13 protein-coding genes and 2 pseudogenes are annotated in these 16,080 nt (G+C 70.7%); 8 read left to right on the top strand and 7 right to left on the bottom strand.

What is annotated here, in order from left to right; translation table 11 throughout:
- Nucleotides 1–13 precede the first annotated feature (13 nt).
- The gene (locus tag OHU89_RS43690) at nt 14–979 is read right to left on the bottom strand and encodes a carbohydrate ABC transporter permease (RefSeq protein WP_405650968.1); all 966 of its coding nucleotides are present in this window, start codon (nt 977–979) and stop codon (nt 14–16) included.
- A 170-nt stretch (nt 980–1,149) separates the two neighbouring features.
- On the opposite strand from OHU89_RS43690, the gene OHU89_RS43695 reads away from it, so the two are divergent.
- Together OHU89_RS43695 and OHU89_RS43700 are read left to right on the top strand one after the other, a co-directional pair.
- Nucleotides 1,150–2,313 (top strand): ROK family protein, encoded by a 1,164-nt coding sequence (locus OHU89_RS43695; RefSeq protein ID WP_405650970.1) that lies wholly within the window; start codon nt 1,150–1,152, stop codon nt 2,311–2,313.
- 137 nt (nt 2,314–2,450) lie between these two features.
- Complete coding sequence (locus OHU89_RS43700; protein ID WP_365413365.1) at nt 2,451–2,615, top strand: hypothetical protein; 165 nt, start codon at nt 2,451–2,453, stop codon at nt 2,613–2,615.
- 96 nt (nt 2,616–2,711) lie between these two features.
- Here the strand turns inward: OHU89_RS43700 and OHU89_RS43705 are convergent, their stop codons facing one another.
- The 3 genes from OHU89_RS43705 to OHU89_RS43715 all read right to left on the bottom strand — a co-directional run bounded on the left by OHU89_RS43705 (nt 2,712) and on the right by OHU89_RS43715 (nt 6,081).
- A complete protein-coding gene (locus OHU89_RS43705) occupies nt 2,712–4,094 on the bottom strand; it encodes a S1 family peptidase (RefSeq protein WP_405650972.1) in 1,383 nt (460 codons plus the stop codon).
- 97 nt (nt 4,095–4,191) lie between these two features.
- The gene (locus OHU89_RS43710) at nt 4,192–5,010 is read right to left on the bottom strand and encodes an SAM-dependent methyltransferase (RefSeq protein WP_405650975.1); all 819 of its coding nucleotides are present in this window, start codon (nt 5,008–5,010) and stop codon (nt 4,192–4,194) included.
- A gap of 60 nt (nt 5,011–5,070) precedes the next feature.
- The gene (locus OHU89_RS43715; protein WP_405650977.1) at nt 5,071–6,081 is read right to left on the bottom strand and encodes a hypothetical protein; all 1,011 of its coding nucleotides are present in this window, start codon (nt 6,079–6,081) and stop codon (nt 5,071–5,073) included.
- Between the two features lie 120 nt (nt 6,082–6,201).
- Between OHU89_RS43715 and OHU89_RS43720 the strand changes: the two genes are divergently transcribed.
- Nucleotides 6,202–6,582, top strand: coding sequence for a PPOX class F420-dependent oxidoreductase (locus OHU89_RS43720; RefSeq protein WP_266884437.1), 381 nt, complete (start codon nt 6,202–6,204; stop codon nt 6,580–6,582).
- 69 nt (nt 6,583–6,651) lie between these two features.
- On the opposite strand, the gene OHU89_RS43725 is transcribed toward OHU89_RS43720, so the two are convergent.
- A complete protein-coding gene (locus tag OHU89_RS43725) occupies nt 6,652–9,420 on the bottom strand; it encodes a hypothetical protein (protein ID WP_405650979.1) in 2,769 nt (922 codons plus the stop codon).
- 188 nt (nt 9,421–9,608) lie between these two features.
- Here OHU89_RS43725 and OHU89_RS43730 point away from each other — a divergent pair, with 188 nt between their 5' ends.
- The gene (locus OHU89_RS43730) at nt 9,609–10,952 is read left to right on the top strand and encodes a Gfo/Idh/MocA family protein (protein ID WP_405650981.1); all 1,344 of its coding nucleotides are present in this window, start codon (nt 9,609–9,611) and stop codon (nt 10,950–10,952) included.
- A gap of 66 nt (nt 10,953–11,018) precedes the next feature.
- Here the strand turns inward: OHU89_RS43730 and OHU89_RS43735 are convergent, their stop codons facing one another.
- Together OHU89_RS43735 and OHU89_RS43740 are read right to left on the bottom strand one after the other, a co-directional pair.
- Nucleotides 11,019–11,432, bottom strand: a complete 414-nt coding sequence (locus OHU89_RS43735; protein WP_405650983.1) for a Zn-ribbon domain-containing OB-fold protein — start codon at nt 11,430–11,432, stop codon at nt 11,019–11,021.
- Between the two features lie 150 nt (nt 11,433–11,582).
- Nucleotides 11,583–12,284 carry a TetR family transcriptional regulator gene (locus OHU89_RS43740; protein ID WP_405650986.1) on the bottom strand — a complete coding sequence of 234 codons (702 nt, stop codon included), beginning with the start codon at nt 12,282–12,284 and terminating at the stop codon, nt 11,583–11,585.
- Between the two features lie 197 nt (nt 12,285–12,481).
- Between OHU89_RS43740 and OHU89_RS43745 the strand changes: the two genes are divergently transcribed.
- The 4 genes and pseudogenes from OHU89_RS43745 to OHU89_RS43760 all read left to right on the top strand — a co-directional run bounded on the left by OHU89_RS43745 (nt 12,482) and on the right by OHU89_RS43760 (nt 16,076).
- Complete coding sequence (locus OHU89_RS43745) at nt 12,482–13,582, top strand: substrate-binding domain-containing protein (protein ID WP_405650988.1); 1,101 nt, start codon at nt 12,482–12,484, stop codon at nt 13,580–13,582.
- 125 nt (nt 13,583–13,707) lie between these two features.
- Nucleotides 13,708–14,457, top strand: a pseudogene (locus tag OHU89_RS43750) (ABC transporter substrate-binding protein); the annotation flags it as partial.
- Nucleotides 14,458–14,557: 100 nt separating this feature from the next.
- Nucleotides 14,558–15,154 (top strand): annotated as a pseudogene (locus tag OHU89_RS43755) (HAD family hydrolase); the annotation flags it as partial.
- A gap of 106 nt (nt 15,155–15,260) precedes the next feature.
- Entirely contained in the window at nt 15,261–16,076 is an 816-nt protein-coding gene (locus OHU89_RS43760) for a hypothetical protein (RefSeq protein ID WP_405650990.1), read from the top strand.
- The last annotated feature ends 4 nt before the right edge of the window (nt 16,077–16,080 follow it).

Below are 16,080 nucleotides of genomic sequence, written 5' to 3' on the forward strand. Positions count from 1 at the left end.
GGTGTCTCCCCTCTCAGCCGAGATCCGTCTGGCCGGCCCGGGTGAGCCGGTACTGCAGGAAGGTGATCGCGCTCAGGACGACCAGCAGGGCCACCGACATCGCGGAGGCGTAGCCGAACTGGAAGCGGCCGAACGCGGCGCCGTAGATGTAGAACTGGAGCACGTTGGTCGCGTTCGCCGGACCGCCGTTGGTCGTCACGGCAACCGTGTCGAACACCTGGAACGACCCGATCACGGTCATGATCAGAACGACCGCCAGGACCGGCCGCAGCAGCGGCATGGTGATCCGCCAGAACATCCGCCACTCGCTCGCGCCGTCCACCTTCGCGGCCTCGTACATGTCGTTCGGAATGGCCTGGAGCCCGGCGAACAGCAGCAGCGCGGTGTACCCGACGTGCCGCCACACATTGATCAGGGCGATCGTCGGGACCGCCCAGGTCTCGTCGGCCAGGAACGGGATGCGGTCGAAGCCGAGGCCCGCGATGATCTCGTTGCCGATGCCGAGCTGGGTGTCCAGGATCCACAGCCAGACGATGCCCGCGACCACGTTGGACATCAGATACGGCGTGAGCACGATCCCGCGCAGCACCGCCGACTGCGTCAGCCGCTGCAGGAGGACGGCTATCGCGAGCGCCGAGACCGTCTGGATGCCGATGTTGATGAACACGTACTCGACGGTCACCTTCAACGAGTCCCAGAAGATGGGGTCGTGGACCATCCGCGTGTAGTTGTCGAGGCCCACCCACTCCGCAGGGGTCAGCAGGTTGAAGCGGGTGAAGCTCAGGTAGATGCCCCGCAGCGTCGGCCAGAGCAGGAAGACCAGGAAGCCCAGCAGGGCCGGTGCGATGAACACCGCGGCGAGCCGTCCGTCGCCCCCGCCCTCGCGGGCCCGCGCCTTCCGCGTCCTGGGTTTCGTCGCTGCTCCCTCGGCGCTGCCCAGGGGCAGACGCGACGGGGGGCTGCTGGAGGCGATGGTCATCGGGAGACTCCCTCGTCTGCGGCGGCTCGTCCTCGGGCCACTTACTTTTGTGGCGAAAGAATCCAGGCGTCAAGGGGCGTGCAAACATCTTTTCCAGGCCACCTTGAACGCCGTAGAGTGGTCATGTTGGTTTCATGGCGAAAGAAACCCGATGGGGGAGACTGACCTGCATGACCGCAGTAGCCGCCAGCTGGCATCCACTGAGTCCCGGTGAACGCTCGGTGGCGATCGAGGTGCTCGTCAACGGACCGCTCTCGCGTACCGAGCTCGCCCGGCGCCTCGACCTGTCCGCGGGCAGCCTCACGCGGCTCACCAAACCCCTCATCGAGTCGGGCCTGCTGATCGAGGTCCCCGAAGCGGGAGCTCCTGCCGAGGTGCGTACCGGCCGCCCCTCGCAGCCGCTCGACGTCGTCGTCGAGTCCCGCTCCTTCATCGGCTTCAAGATCACCGACGACATGGTCTACGGCGTCGTCACCACCCTCAGAAGTGACATCGTGGCCCGCCACGACCGCCCCCTGGCCACCCATGACCCGGCCGAAGTCGCCGACCTGCTCGCGGAGATGACCGACGAACTCGCCCGTACGCACGGCTCACGTCTGGCCGGCATCGGCATCGGGGTGGGCGGCCTGGTCCGGCGGCGTGCCGTCGTGGGGGAGTCCCCGTTCCTGCACTGGCGGGACGTCCCGCTCGCCGAACTGGTCGAGGAGCGCACGGGAATGCCGGTCGTGCTGGAGAACGACGTCGCCGCCCTCGTCGAGGCCGAGACCTGGTTCGGTGCCGGCCGCGGACTCGAGCGCTTTGTCGTCCTCACCATCGGCGCCGGCCTCGGCTACGGACTGGTGCTGGGCGGGCGCAGGGTGCCCTACGCCGAGGAGGACCGCGGCTTCGGGCGCCACTGGATCGTCAACCCCAACGGGCCGCTCACCCCCGAGGGTGAACGCGGCAGTGCCGTGTCGCTCCTGACCATCCCCAACATCCGCTACCAGGTGCACGCCGCCACCGGCCGTGACCACAGCTACGAGGAGATCCTCGCCCTCGCCGCCGCGGGCGAGCCCATGCCCGCCCGGGTCATCGACGAGGCCGCGCGTGCTCTGGGCACCCTGGTCGCACAGATCTCCAACTTCGCGATGCCGCAGAAGATCCTGCTCGCCGGCGAAGGGGTCGGCCTGATGGACGTCGCCGGGAAGTCCGTGGCCGAGGCCGTCCGCGCCGGACGGCACCCGCTGGCCGCCCCCGTCGACCTGGAGACCAAGGTGTCCGACTTTCACGACTGGGCCCGCGGAGCGGCCGTCCTGGCGATCCAGGTGCTGGTGCTGGGCACAGCGGAAGCGTGAGTTCCGCCACGGTCGGGGCGCCCGAACTGCCCGACCTGCCTTGAGAGATGTACGTGATCAGCAACACGGTCCGAAATGCCCGAATTACTCGTACTTACTCACGCGGCCTTCACCTCCGTAGCCGTATGCTTCACACCATGTCCACCACTGTTGAATCCGCCTTCGATAGGACGGCTGACGAGGTCAACGAGGAGATCAGGGCCCTGTGGCTCCGGTCGGGCGGGACACTGAGCGGCGAGCAGCGCGAGGAGTACCGGCGGCTCGTCCTGGAGTGGGCCGCCGCGGCCCCGCAGTCGGTCTGACGCCTCCACTCGGCAGACCATCGACGGCACCCGCTGGCACGGGTGCCTTTTTCATGCCCCGCTTTCCCTGCCCCGGCCGACGCCGGGGCCGCCCCCTCAGCCCCAGGTCGCCGAGTAGTACCGCTGATACGCCTTGCGGTCCTGCTCGGCGCGGATGTACCGCGTCGCCACCAGCGCGATCAGACTGCCCCCGATCACCAACAGACCCGGACCGATGTTCCGGGTGTCCGTGAGCCGGGCCAGCAGCGTCTGCGTGGTCGTGCCGACGCCCGAAGCGGGAGCCGAGGAGCCCGGCGAGGCCGCGCCGGGGGCGATCGCGCCCTGCGTGGCCGCCGCGGACGGCGCCGGCGAGGCACCCTGCTGCCCGGCCCCCGCCTGCTGCTGCGACACGATCATCTGGACCCCGAGCTCACTCATCGCCTTCGTCACCGGCTGGAAGAAGGTCGTCCCGCCCGTCGTGCAGTCACCGCTCCCGCCGGACGTCACACCGAGCGCGATCCCCTCGGAGAACATCGGCCCACCGCTGTCCCCGGGTTCGGCGCACACGTTCGACTCGATCAGCCCGGTGACCGTGCCCTCGGGGTAGTTCACCGTCGCGTTGAGCGCCGTGACCGTACCGTCGCGCAGTCCGCTCGTACTGCCGCTGCGGAACACCCGCTGCCCCACGGTCGGGTCGGCGGCGCCCGTGATCCGTACGCCGTTGCCGTTGCCGATCGCCACGACGTCGGCGCCGTTCCCCGCCTGTCCGCCGTCGTACTGGACGAGGGAGAAGTCGGCGCCGGGGAAGTTCTGCTCGATGGTCTTGCCGATCTGCGTCCGGCCCCGGTTGTCCGCGAACCAGACGGAGCCCGTGGGGCCGCAGTGCCCGGCGGTGAGGATGAAGTCGCTCTGCCCGTTGGTCACGTTGAAGCCCGCCGAGCAGCGCCCGCCGGTCGACAGGATCGGCTGCGCCCCGTTGACACGGGTCGTGAAGGTGCCCTCGGTGCGTTCCATGCGGACGAAGCCGCCGATGTTCTCGGCCAGTTCGGTCATCCGGGACCAGTCGGCGGCCGAGACGGTGCTGTCGGCCCGTACCACCACCTCGTTGGTCCGGTAGTCCACGGCCCAGGACGTGCCGGCCACCCGGGGCGCCGAACGCAGCGTGCCGGTCGCCGACTTGAGATCGTCCATGCTGTGCTGCACCACCTTCGCGGTGGCGCCCGCCTTGCGTACCTGGGCGGCCGTGTCCTTGTCGGTGACGGCGACGACCGGCCGGCCCTCGGAGTCGATCCAGGAGCCCGCCGTACGGGACGTGCCGAGCCGCGACACCAGGTCGGAGCCCGTCGCGGAGGCCGACTGCGCGGTCGTACGCGGCAGGGCGGAGGCGTCCGAGGGCTCGCTCGCCATGGCGCGCGTGACCATCACCGAGCCCAGAAGGAGTCCGCCGACGGCGGCCAGCCGTGTCACTCGCCGGACCATCCGTCGTCGTGCGTGCCTCATGCATGGCTCCCGAACCCCGAACAGCACGGCATCAACACCGCGTGGCGCTCAGGTAGTCGAGCACCCCCCTGTCATACGCGGCCCGGGGCGCCCGCGTTCACCTCTTGCGCCCCACTCCGCCGTACAGGGCCACTTGTTGCGGCTCGGCGCCGTGCTCGCGCTCGGGACGCCAGCGCGAGCACGACACCACCCCCGGCTCCAGCAGGTCGAGTCCGTCGAAGAACCGGGCCACCGCCTCGGGCGGGCGCTGGGTCAGCCGGGGCGTGCCGTGCGCGTTCCAGAACCGGACGGCCTCGTCGACGTCCGGCATCGACGGGTGGACGACGGTGTGCGACAGCACGAGATGGCTGCCGGACGGCAACGCGTCCATGAGCCGTCGCACGATGCCGTACGGGTCTTCCTCGTCGTCGATGAAGATGACCACGCCGAGCAGCAGCAGGGCGACCGGGCGGGTGAAGTCCAGGGTGGCGGAGGCCCGTTGGAGGATCTGCTCCACGTTGCGCAGGTCCTCGTCGAGATGGTCGGTCGCCCCCTGGGACGTGCTGGTGAGCAGGGCGCGGGCATGGACCAGGACCAGCGGGTCGTTGTCGACGTAGACGATCCGTGACTCCGGTGCCAGGCGCTGGGCGATCTCGTGCGTGTTGTCCGCGGTGGGGAGCCCGGTGCCGATGTCGAGGAACTGGCGGATCCCGGCCTCCGCGACGAGGTGCCGTACCGCGCGCGCCAGGAACAGCCGGTCGGCGCGCGCGTACTCGCCGATGCCCGGGTGCAGTTCACGGATCCGGTCACCCGCGGCGCGGTCGACTTCGTAGTAGTCCCCGCCGCCCAGCCAGTAGTTCCAGATCCGCGCCGTGTGCGGCTGCAGCGTGTTGATCCGCCGGCGCAGGGATGCGGCGAGGTCCTCGGCGTCCGTCACAGGGCTCGGGTCTCCTGGAATGCCTGGTGGGGTACTTGGCGTACGACGTCAACCGGCAATCTAAACGGCGGAGTTGATGTTTGGTGAGGGGGCTGCGGCACTTTCCGTGTTTTCCGTGAGCGAGGCCCAGCTGCGCGCGTCACCCCACACCGACGTCGGACCCACGAAGGGGCGCAACAACGCGATGAGCGCCGGGTCCGCGCGCCCGTTCAGCTCGTCGGAGGCCAGCTTGCGGGCGATCCCGGCGAGGAAGTCGGCCAGCAGGATCCGCGGGTCCCAGCGCGCCTGCACCAGCTCCAGGCCGGCGAACCCGATCCCGGCCCGCGCCGCCTGCTCCTCGATCCACGCGATGCGCTGCTCGGTGAGCATGTTCTGCCGGTCGTGCACCACCCGCACGGTGCGCCCGCCCGCGCTCCAGTGCGCGACCGTGTGCACGATGGCGGGCAGCAGCGGATTGAGTACGGGGATCAGGGGCGGCCCTTCGAGCAGGCGCGCCCGGTAGGCGTCGGCGCGGGACCGGGCCGCCGCGAGCCGCTCCAGGATCTCCCTGCGGGGATGCGCGCGCCGCAGGTCGTCCACCCTGCGGAAGAACCCGTCGACGGGACCGTCCGCCTTCCCGTCGACCCGGACCCGCAGCAGCCGGTTGGCCGCGTCGAGGAAGTCCCGCCACCGCTCCTCGCCGAACTCCCGCCGCCCCAGCCGGTACAGGGCGAGCGCCTCCGTCCCGTCGCCGAGCAGCAGGTCGACGGCCCGGTCCACGACGAAGTACGCCTTCTCGGTGAGGTGGACATGGGCGTGCCCGTCGATCGGGCCCGAGGGCGACAGCAGCCACTCCAGGACGTCCCGGTGCTTCTCCCGCAGCAGATGGTTGGCCTTGTACTCGGTGGCGGGCGAGCGGATCCGGTCCCGGACCTCCTGGACGTACGCGGCGGCGACCTCCGTCGGCATGGACACACTGCCGTGCGCGAACACGTCGGTGTTGCCGCCGGTGAGGTTCTCCCCGTCCGACCCCGACTCGTCGCACACGACCTCCAGCGTGCCGCGTACGCCGTCATCAGGTTTCCAGGTCACGTAGAAGCCCCCTGTCCGGTGCGTCACCACCAGCATCCCCCGGACGAAACCAGAGGTGAACCGAATTGTTCGCGCCCCCTGGAAGCAGCGGCCCGATGATCCCTGCCTAGACTCCCCGCCATGAGCGACACGCCGCTGGACCGGCTCGGTGCCGGGAAGTATCTGCTGATCACCAGCTACCGCAAGAACGGCAGCCCGGTTCCCACCCCGGTATGGGTGGTGCGCGACGGGGACACCCTGGGCGTGTGGACGGTCGCCGACTCCTGGAAGGTCAAGCGGATCCGGGCCCGCGCCGACGTCCTCGTCGGCCCGTGCGACCTGCGCGGCAACCCGACCGGCGACCCGGTCCGGGCCACCGCCGAGATCTGCGACGCCGAGGCCAGTGCCCACTACCGCAGGCTCATCGCCCGCAAGTACGGCATCACCGGCCGGCTCAGCCTCCTCGGCAGCCGGCTGCGCCGAGGCGTGAACGGCACGGTCGGCATCCGCGTCACGTTGTGACGGACGCAGAACACGGCCAGGGGGCACGGACCGACCGGTCCGTGCCCCCTGGCGTCGTACGCGGGCCGGCTAGGAAGCGTCCAGCACCGTGCCTGTCAGCACCGGGCGGTCGGGCAGCGGCTCGGCGTCGTAGTCGGTGAGCGCGAGGCGCAGCGACTCGGTGGGCTCGGCCGACTGGTCCTGGATCGTCACGACATCGAAGTCGGCGCTCGTGCTCCCGACCGGGATGTTGATCCACACCCACAGGTTCGCCTGGGACAGCGGCCGCTCCGGGTCCGGCACGTCACCGGCGTAGTCCATCAGCCACTGCGGATCCACGTCCTTCGTGGACAGCTCGGCCCCGTCCGTGACCGGCAGCACCCGCACCGGCTGCCAGATGTCCACGGGCGCGGGCTCGGCCAGCGACAGCCGCCACTTGAGCGTCTCGCCCTCGTTCACCCGGTCGGCGACCGGGGTCAGGGTGATCACCGGCTCGGGGTCGTCGTTCTCGACGGTGATCCCGCCCCGGTGGGCTCCCACGACGGCGCCCCGCACCGCCTTCACCGCGATGTCGTGCTGCACGTCGTAGCCGAAGGTGGTGTTGCCCTTGACCTCGACCGGCACGTCGACGGTGTTGCTGCCCGGTTTCACCGTGACCAGCTTCTCCGTGCCGGTTCCGGAGTCCGGGTCGAGGACGTACACGCGGACCTGGCCGCTGCCGTGCCCGGAGACCTGCACCGGGATCCGGTAGGTGACGGTGCCCGAGTCGCCCTCCTTGACGACCGTGCGGCCGACGTCGACGCGCGGCAGTGCCGCCGCCTTGACCGCCGGGGTACCGGCGGCCCAGCCCCAGGCGTCCATCAGCCAGGCCTGTCCGGAGCCGGAACGCGGAGTGATGTCAAGGGACTTGACGTGCTTGAGGTCGAGCCCCGCGCGGGTGGCGGCGGTGAGCGGTACGCGTACCTCGCGCGCCCAGTAGGAGGAGGTGCGGTCGGAGCCCGGCAGGCCGTCCACCTGGACGCGGCCGAGATCGGCCCTGCGGCCGGCGGCGTCGGTGACGGACACGTCGAGCTTGGTGCCGGTGGTGTTCGGCGGAACGAAGACCCGCAGCGCGAGCTTCTGCGAACCGGCCATCGACAGCGGTTTCGCCGGGGTGATCCGCGCCGCCGTACCGGGCGCCGACCACTTCAGGTCGACCGCGCGGCGGCCAGTCTCCCGTTCGGTCTCCCACCATGCGAAGTGCGGCGAGGAGCCCTCCGTCTGCGGGGGCAGACAGGACACGGCGGGATCGGGATCGATCGCCTCGCACAGCCGGGCGCCGGTGACCTTCACCGGACCGTCCGGCAGGAAGCCGCCGGCGCGTCGACCGCCGACCGCGTGGGTCAGCACCCGGGCCGGGTCGGCGGACGGGGCCCGCTTGCCGGAGCCGTCGAGCAGGGGACGCACCCGGTCGTCCCCGGCGAGGAACAGCCGGGCGGCGGCCGCGATGTAGGTGGCGCCCGCCTTGTGCTGCTGGTCGGCGGTCAGCCTGGTCGCGGTGCCCGGCTCGCACACCGGGTCGGGCCGCTCCTCGTCCTTCCAGAAGTCGTCCCAGGCGGGCGCCTCGGCCTGGCCCGGGGTCCACTCGCTGTTGAAGTAGTTGTGGTTGGCGCCGACCACGTAGACCGCAATGTGCAGTGCGCCGCCCCGGCTGATCCCGCGCGTCCCGTCGGTGTACACCTCGCCCTGGAGGTCCGACACATCGCCGTCGCAGCCCGGCAGCAGCGTCACGGACGGCACGTCCGCCACCGGATTCTGGCCGAAGATCGTCGGTCCGATGAGCACGGTGCCGCGCACCTTCCAGCGCACCGGGCCCCGGTAGCCGTCCTGGGCGGCGGGCGGCGGGTACAGGCTGTCCATCGCGGCCCGGTTGACGCCCTCGCCGCCGCGGGAGTGCCCGACGAGCAGGACGCGGGAGAGATCGGCCTTCGCACCCTGACGTACGGCGGCCGGGGCGGTGCTCGGCCGGGCGGTCCAGGCGGCCCAGCGGGCGAGGTGCTGCCGCACCAGCGAGGAACGCGCCTGGGCGCCGGCGTCATCGGCCTCCGCGTCCTGGGCGTTGATGCCGTTCGCCGAGATCGACACCGTCACATAGCCCTGGGAGGCCAGGAGTTGCTGGTCGCGCTCGTAACCCCGGTAGCTGGGGATCGACTTGTAGCCGTCCGGGCAGGGCCACTCACCGGTCACGTCGTCCTCGGCGCCCGGCTTGTAGCAGGTGGAGTGACGACCGTGCAGGAACAGCGCGAGCGGACGGGCACCCGTGGCGCCCTTGGGAGCCACGACCTCGGCCTGCATCTCGATCGGTGCCTTGTAGCCGGGCAGGCGCACCGGGTCGAGCTCGTACTCCCCGCTGACCGTGCGGTACGACCCAGGCTTCCCGGGGTCGACGGAGTTCGCCGGCAGCGCGGCGGACTGCTTCGGGGCGACCCGGGAGGCCCTGCCCTGGTCGTCGTCGGAGGCGTCCAACCGCCTTCCCCCGGCCGTCACCTGAAGGTCCGTCAGCCCCTTGGTGGTGGCTTCCGCGAGGTTCAGCCGGAAGGTCCTGCCGTCCTTCGCCGGCTGCGGCACGCCGAGCAGCCGCTCCCCGGCCCGGAACTCGACGCGCGCGTCCCCCATGGGTACGTGCTTGGGAGCGCGCCAGACCAGCTCGCGCGCCGCTCCTTCCCCGTCGATCCGCCATCCCGGCGGCAGTCCGCTCTCGTCACTCGCGCTCAACGTCCCCGTATCGGGCGGCTGTTGAGCCTGTACCGGTCCGGGCGAGCCCGCCAGGGCCGCCAGCACCGCCACGGCGGTCACACATATTCGCCGGGCACGGATCAAGGTTCACTCCTCAAAACCCAGAGCGCAGGCGTCCCGTCGGTCCCGGAAAGCCTCTCGCGTCACAGAGGACGGGTGCGGAGCATCTGTGGGTTGTCTGTGAGGAGGGACGAGTGAGGGCCGAGGGATGTGATCAAGCCAGCGGAGCGCACGCAGGACTGGTGTGCCGTACGGCGGGAAAGGCCCCCACAATGAGCCGAACTCCCTTTCTCCGCGCGGCAGTCGTCGGCACCGGTCACCGCGCCCAGCTGTACACCCGGGCCCTCGCCGCCCGCCCGGGCCACCAGGTCGCCGCCCTGTGCGATCCCAGCCCCACCCGGATGGCCTTCCACAACCGGCTGCTGGCCGAGGCCGGTGAAAGCGCCGCCACCCAGTGGGAACCCGGGCGCTTCACCGACCTGCTGGCGAAGGAGGACATCGACGAGGTCGTCGTCACCACCGTCGACGCCGCCCACGACCACTACATCGTCCCCGCCCTGAAGGCGGGCTGCCGTGTGGTCACCGAGAAGCCGATGACCGTCGACGCGGACCGCTGCGCCCGCATCCTGGACACCGTCCGGGAGACCGGCAACTCCCTGACCGTCGCCTTCAACTACCGGTTCAACCCCGTGCACGAGAAGGTGCGCGCCCTGCTCGCCGAGGGCGCGATCGGCGAGGTCGTCTCCGTCCATTTCGAGTGGCTCCTCGACACCCGCCACGGCGCCGACTACTTCCGCCGCTGGCACCGGGACAAGCTCAGCAGCGGCGGGCTGATGGTGCACAAGTCGAGCCACCACTTCGACCTGGTGAATTGGTGGCTCGCCGACGTGCCGCACGAGGTCTTCGGCTACGGACGACTCGCCTTCTACGGCAGTGCGGCGGGCGAGCGCCACGGGCTGCGCCGCGACTACGAGCGGGCGCACGGCGCCGAGCCGGCCGCCGACGACCCCTTCGCCCTGGACCTGGCGGCCGACGACACCCTGCGCGCCCTCTACCTGGACGCCGAGCAGGACGACGGCTACGTCCGGGACCGCAACGTCTTCGGCGAGCCCGTCACCATCGAGGACGACATGGCGGTCCTGGTGCGCTACACGCGGGGCGCGACGATGACGTACCACCTCACCGCCTACTCCCCGTGGGAGGGCTACCGGGTCATGTTCAACGGCAGCGCCGGGAGGCTGGAGCTCGAGGTCGAGGAGAGCCGCTGGCAGCGGCCGTCGACGCGGATCACCTCCGGCACCGGAGCGCTGCACGGGGACACGGCCGCGGAGCACGCCGGGGGTGCGCGGCTCGTACTGCGGCCGCTGTGGGAGCCGCCGGTCGAGGTGCCGCTCGTCACCGCGCACGAGGCGCATGGTGGGGGAGACCCGCGGATGCTGGACGCGCTCTTCGGTCCCGTGGACGCGGGCGCGGTGACGGGGGAGGGGGCGCATCCGACGGCCACGGAGCGCGACGGTGCCCTCGCACTGGCCGTCGGGCTCGCCGCCAACCGGTGCTTCGAGACGGGGCGGCCCGTGGCCGTGCGGGCGCTGATCCGTGGGGTGTGGGACGACTGAGCCGATGCGCGGGGTGGGTCGGGTGACCAGGAGATCCGACCGGGAACGGTGGAGCGGCCCGGCCTGTCAGCTCCAGGCGCGGTAGGGCTCGTCGACCAGCTGGAAGACGGGCTCGCCGCGCACCGGGTCCTTGGCCGCGGACAGCCGCACCCGGTCTCCGCTGTGGATGCCGATGAGCGGGCCCATGACCCGGCCGCGCACCACGAACCCCTCGGCCATCTCGATCATCGACACATTGCGCGCGGCGGGGGTGTTGCGGTGCACCACCGAGGAGTGACGGACGATCCCCACGCCCTCGCTGCGCTCCGTGCGCAGGTCGCTGCCCTGGCAGACCGGACACAGCAGCCGGTGGTACATCGCGGTGCCGCACCAGGTGCAGCGCTGGAATTGCATGGCGTCGGATGCCGGGGCCGAGGGTTCGAGCAGGCCCGCTGCGGAGCCGAATCCCTGACGGGCAACGCTGGCTGAGTGGTGGTACACGCTGGTCAACTCCCTGCGCTCGGGCGGAATCCCACATGCCCGGTTCGCTGTGCCACCGTGCACGCCATCAATGTATGGCACTGAGTGCCACCCGTAAAGGTACTGCGTACCCTGAATTTTTCGGCGGTCCCGTCGGGGAATCCGGCGGGATCAGTCCTCGCCGAGCGTTGCCTCGATCTCCTGGACGACCCGCCACAGGGGCGCCCCGCGCCGGGAGACGAGGACCACGACGTCCTCGGTGCGCTCGGCGTCGGAGGGCGGCGCGCCGAACGCGGACCGGACGTACCCGAGCGCGTGGTCCATCTCCGTGCCCACGTCGCCCTCACCGTCCGAGCGCAGCCAGGAGCGCAGCGCGTTGTTGTGCGCCGCGGCGACGGCCGCCGCGGCCACGTCGGCCTGCAGGGCCCCGTCGCGCCGCCCGGCGAGCCGTCCACGGAGGTAGTCGGCGAAGGCGCGCTCGTAGCGCCACACCACGGAGAGTTCGTACGCGCGCAGCCCGGGGACCTGCTTGGTGAGCCGGTAGCGCTGCACCGAGAAGGCCGGGTTCTCCGTGTACATCCGCAGCACCAGCCGGACCGCGTCGCAGACCCGCTGCACCGGCTCGTCCGCGTCGTCGCCGGCGGCGAGGAAGGCCGTCACGTCGGCCAGGCAGCCCTCGTGGTCGGGGAAGACCACGTCCTCCTTGGAGGGGAAGTAGCGGAAGAACGACCGTCGCCCGACCCCGGCGAGGGACACGATGTCGTCGACCGTGGTCTGCTCGTACCCCCGCTCCGTGAACAGCTGGAACGCGGCCGCGATCAGGGCGTCCCGCATGGGCGGCTTGGTGGGGGCCGCTTCCGTCTTCTCGCTCATGGACGGGAACGTAGCACCGGAGCGGCACGGATAGCACTCGGTGCGCTCTCATGGGGAACTGAGTGCCGCAAGCTGCGATGGTCGATCGTATTGATCGGAAGTGATCGATACGATTATGGGCGTAGAGTGAGCGATTCGGGATCACGCTCCGCGTCGGCCCGTAGATCGTCCGTCCGGCCTCGCCCCAGGGGGATTCCATGCGACTGCACGTCGACCAGCGCCATGAGCGGGTACTCGAACTAGTCCGGCAGCGGGGCAGCCTCCGAGTCGCCGAACTCGCCGCCGAACTCGGGGTCTCCGCGGTCACTCTGCGGCGCGATGTGGAGGCGCTGGCGGCGCAGGGCCGGGTGCAGCGGCTGCATGGTGCGGTGGTGTGGCCGGGGGAGGGGGCGGTGGAGGTGCGGGAGCGGGCGGAGGACTCCGAGGGCGTCGTGATCGGAATGATCGTGCCGACCACGAACTACATCTTCGCCGACATCGTCCGCGGCGCCCGGGAGGCCGTCGCCGCACAGGGAGCACGGCTCGTGCTCGGGGTGACCGGATATGTCGATGCCGAGGACGCGGTGCAGGCCGAGCACCTGGTGGCGGGCGGGGCCGAGGGGCTGCTGGTCGCGCCCAGCTGGTTCGGCGGCGTCCCCGTCGACGGCCAGGAGAAGTGGCTGCTGGAGCGCGATGTACCGGCCGTTCTGGTGGAGCGCTCCGCGCCGCCCGCGAACCCGGCGGCGGTGCTCGACCGGGTGCGCACCGATCGGGCGCACGGGGCCGCGGTCGCCGTGAGTCACTTCGCCTCGCTCGGACACCGCAAGATCACCGCCGTGCTGCAGGACGGCCCGCACGCCGTGCAGATCTCTGCCGGATTCCAGGCGGCGGTGCAGTCCTTGGGGCTCGACGTCGACACGGCCGCCCCGAGCGTGCGTGAGCACGGCGACTACGAGGCGAGCGTCGACTACCTGGTCGAAGCGGTGAAGAAGCGTGGGGTCACCGCGGCACTGGTGCACAGCGACGAGGACGCGATCGTGCTCGTGCCCCGACTCCAGGCGTGCGGCATCCGCGTGCCGGACGATCTGGCGCTGATCGCCTACGACGACGAGGTGGCCGGCCTCTCCGACGTGCCGCTCACCGCCGTCGCACCGCCCAAGCGCTCGGTCGGGGAACTCGCCGCTCAGCTGCTGCTCCAGCGGCTCGCGGAACGCAGGAGCGGTCAGCAGCCGGGTCCGCGTCAACACCTCGACCTGCTCCCGGAGTTGAGGATCCGCTCCTCTTGCGGTGGCGATTCCCGGCGAGTTGAAACTGAGTGATCGATCGATGAGCGTTGTGCGATCGTTTTGATTGTATTGCGCGAACGCTCTTGACTCCGATCGTGTGCGCATAAAAGATGTCCTCCGACCGCCTCTTTCCGTACGAGGTCTCGTAAGAGCCGTACATGACGCGCACTTCACGTTCGTTCCGCACCGCAGCCGCAGCCGCAGCCGCAGCCGCAGCCGCAGCCGCCGTCGCAGCCCTGGGCCTGTTCGCCACCGCCTGCGGCGACGGTGACACGTCCGACTCCGCGTCCGACGGCAAGCCGGTCACCCTGAACTACTGGACCTGGACACTCGGCGCCAAGTCGACCGTCGAGGCGTTCAACAGGACCCACAAGGACATCCAGGTCAAGTTCACCGAGATACCGAGCGGCACCGAGGGCTACAGCAAAATGGCCAACGCGGTGAAGGCGGGCAACGCGCCCGACGTGGCCACGATCGAGTACCAGATGGTCCCCGAGTTCGCGAGCCAGGGAAACCTGATCGATCTGACCGAATACGCCGGTGAAACGGTCAAGTCGAAGTTCCCGGAGTCCATCCAGAGCCTCGTGACCTTCGGCGGCAAGACCTGGACCGTCCCGTACGACGCCGCGCCGCAGCTGTACTACTACCGGACCGACCTCTTCGAGAAGTACGGCATCGAAGTCCCCAAGACCTGGGACGAGTTCAAGACGGTCGCGGAGAAGGTCAAGAAGGAGGACAAGAACGTCCGCCTGGCCTCCATACCCAAGAGCGACCCGGCACTGCTGGCCGCGCTGTCCTGGCAGGCCGGCGGCAAGTGGTTCGCCACCGAGGGCGACGCGTGGAAGGCCGGCGTGAACGACGCCGACACCAAGAAGGTCGCCGCCTACTGGGACGGTCTGGTCAAGGACGACCTCGTCCAGACCTTCACCGGCTGGAGCCCCGAGGAGACCAAGGCCCGCGCCTCCGGCAAGACCCTCTCCTTCCTGGCGCCCGCATGCCGTTCTCCTCGAGATGGACGGCACCCTCGTCGACACCGAGTCGCTGTGGCTGCGCACGGTCCGCGAGGCCGCACCCGATGTCGACGTGACCCACGTCCTGGGCCGCTCGGTCGCCGACACCGCCGCCCACCTGCACACACGCACCGGCGCCGACCAGCAGGCCCTCGCCGCCGACCTGGAGGCGCGCTTCCTGGCGGCCGTCCAGCAGGAGGTCACCCCGCTACCGGGTGCCCTCGACCTCCTGGACCTCCTGGCGGAGTCCGGCATCCCCGCGGCCCTGGTCTCCGCCTCCTCGCGCCCCGTCGTGGACGCGGTCCTCGAGGTGCTGGGCGCCCACCGTTTCCGTACGACGGTCGCCGACGGCGAGACGCCCCGCACCAAGCCCGCCTCGGACCCCTACCGCGCGGCGGCCCGCGCGCTCGGCGTCGACCCGGCGGCCTGCCTCGCGGTGGAGGACTCACCCACCGGCGTGCGGGCCGCCGAGGCGGCGGGGTGCCGGGTGCTCGCCGTCCCCTCGTACGCGGCGATCGATCCCGCGCCCCGGCGGACCGTACTCCCCGACCTGAAGGGAATCGGCCCCAGGGAACTGTGGACGGCGGGACTGTGACCGCGCAGAGCGCGCGGACCCCGCGTGACCTCGCAGGTCGGAATTTTGTTCGACCGATACGAGCCGCATACGATCGCCCCTCGCCGTAGCCGCCGAGGAGACCCGCATGCCCCGCATCCTGTACGTCACCGACCTGGCCTACGAGGCTCGCGGGCGCCGGTACTGCGACGAGGACATATTCCTCACCTCACGGCTGCGCGAGGACTTCGACCTCGCTCTGTGCAACCCGCGGGACGCGGCGGCGTTGATGGACGCCTTCGACGCCGTCGTCGTCCGCAACAGCGGGCCCGTCCTCACCCACCAGAACGCCTACGACGCCTTCCGCGAGCGGGCGACCGCGACCGGGGCCCGCGTCTACAACCCCTTGTCCGGCAAGGCCGACATGGCGGGCAAGCAGTATCTGCTCGACCTGAGCGCGGCGGGGTACCCCGTGATCCCCACGGTCGACAGCGTCGACGACCTGCACCGGTTGCCGCAGACGGACCGGTACGTCGTCAAGCCGAAGCTCGGTGCCGACTCGATGGGTCTGCAGATCGTGACCCGCGACCGTGTGCGCGACCTCGTCGGCGAGGGCGTCCTCGTCCAGCCGTGCATCGACTTCGCCTACGAGGTGTCCTTCTACTTCGTCGACCACGACTTCCAGTACGCGTTGTACGCGCCGCATCCTGACCGGCGCTGGCAGCTGGAACCGTACGAACCCACCGACGACGACCTCGAGTTCGCCCGCCGGTTCATCGACTGGAGCGCCCTCGGCCACGGCATCCAGCGTGTCGACGCCTGCCGTGCGCCCGGTGGCGAGCTCCTGCTCGTCGAGCTGGAGGACCTGAACCCCTATCTGTCCCTGGACGCGCTGAGCGACGGCGGCAGGGACGCCTTCGTGGCGGCGATGAAGGCGTCCCTGCACCGGTTCCTCGGGGCGTAGAGAG

Source organism: Streptomyces sp. NBC_00019 (assembly GCF_045041015.1).
GTDB lineage: Bacteria > Actinomycetota > Actinomycetes > Streptomycetales > Streptomycetaceae > Streptomyces.

What these genes read in the sequence shown, in the direction of transcription:
- OHU89_RS43690 (WP_405650968.1), bottom strand. Translation starts at nt 979, where the DNA reads ATGACCATCGCCTCCAGCAGCCCCCCGTCGCGTCTGCCCCTGGGCAGC.
- OHU89_RS43695 (WP_405650970.1), top strand. Translation starts at nt 1,150, where the DNA reads ATGACCGCAGTAGCCGCCAGCTGGCATCCACTGAGTCCCGGTGAACGC.
- OHU89_RS43700 (WP_365413365.1), top strand. Translation starts at nt 2,451, where the DNA reads ATGTCCACCACTGTTGAATCCGCCTTCGATAGGACGGCTGACGAGGTC.
- OHU89_RS43705 (WP_405650972.1), bottom strand. Translation starts at nt 4,094, where the DNA reads ATGAGGCACGCACGACGACGGATGGTCCGGCGAGTGACACGGCTGGCC.
- OHU89_RS43720 (WP_266884437.1), top strand. Translation starts at nt 6,202, where the DNA reads ATGAGCGACACGCCGCTGGACCGGCTCGGTGCCGGGAAGTATCTGCTG.
- OHU89_RS43730 (WP_405650981.1), top strand. Translation starts at nt 9,609, where the DNA reads ATGAGCCGAACTCCCTTTCTCCGCGCGGCAGTCGTCGGCACCGGTCAC.
- OHU89_RS43740 (WP_405650986.1), bottom strand. Translation starts at nt 12,284, where the DNA reads ATGAGCGAGAAGACGGAAGCGGCCCCCACCAAGCCGCCCATGCGGGAC.
- OHU89_RS43745 (WP_405650988.1), top strand. Translation starts at nt 12,482, where the DNA reads ATGCGACTGCACGTCGACCAGCGCCATGAGCGGGTACTCGAACTAGTC.
- OHU89_RS43760 (WP_405650990.1), top strand. Translation starts at nt 15,261, where the DNA reads ATGCCCCGCATCCTGTACGTCACCGACCTGGCCTACGAGGCTCGCGGG.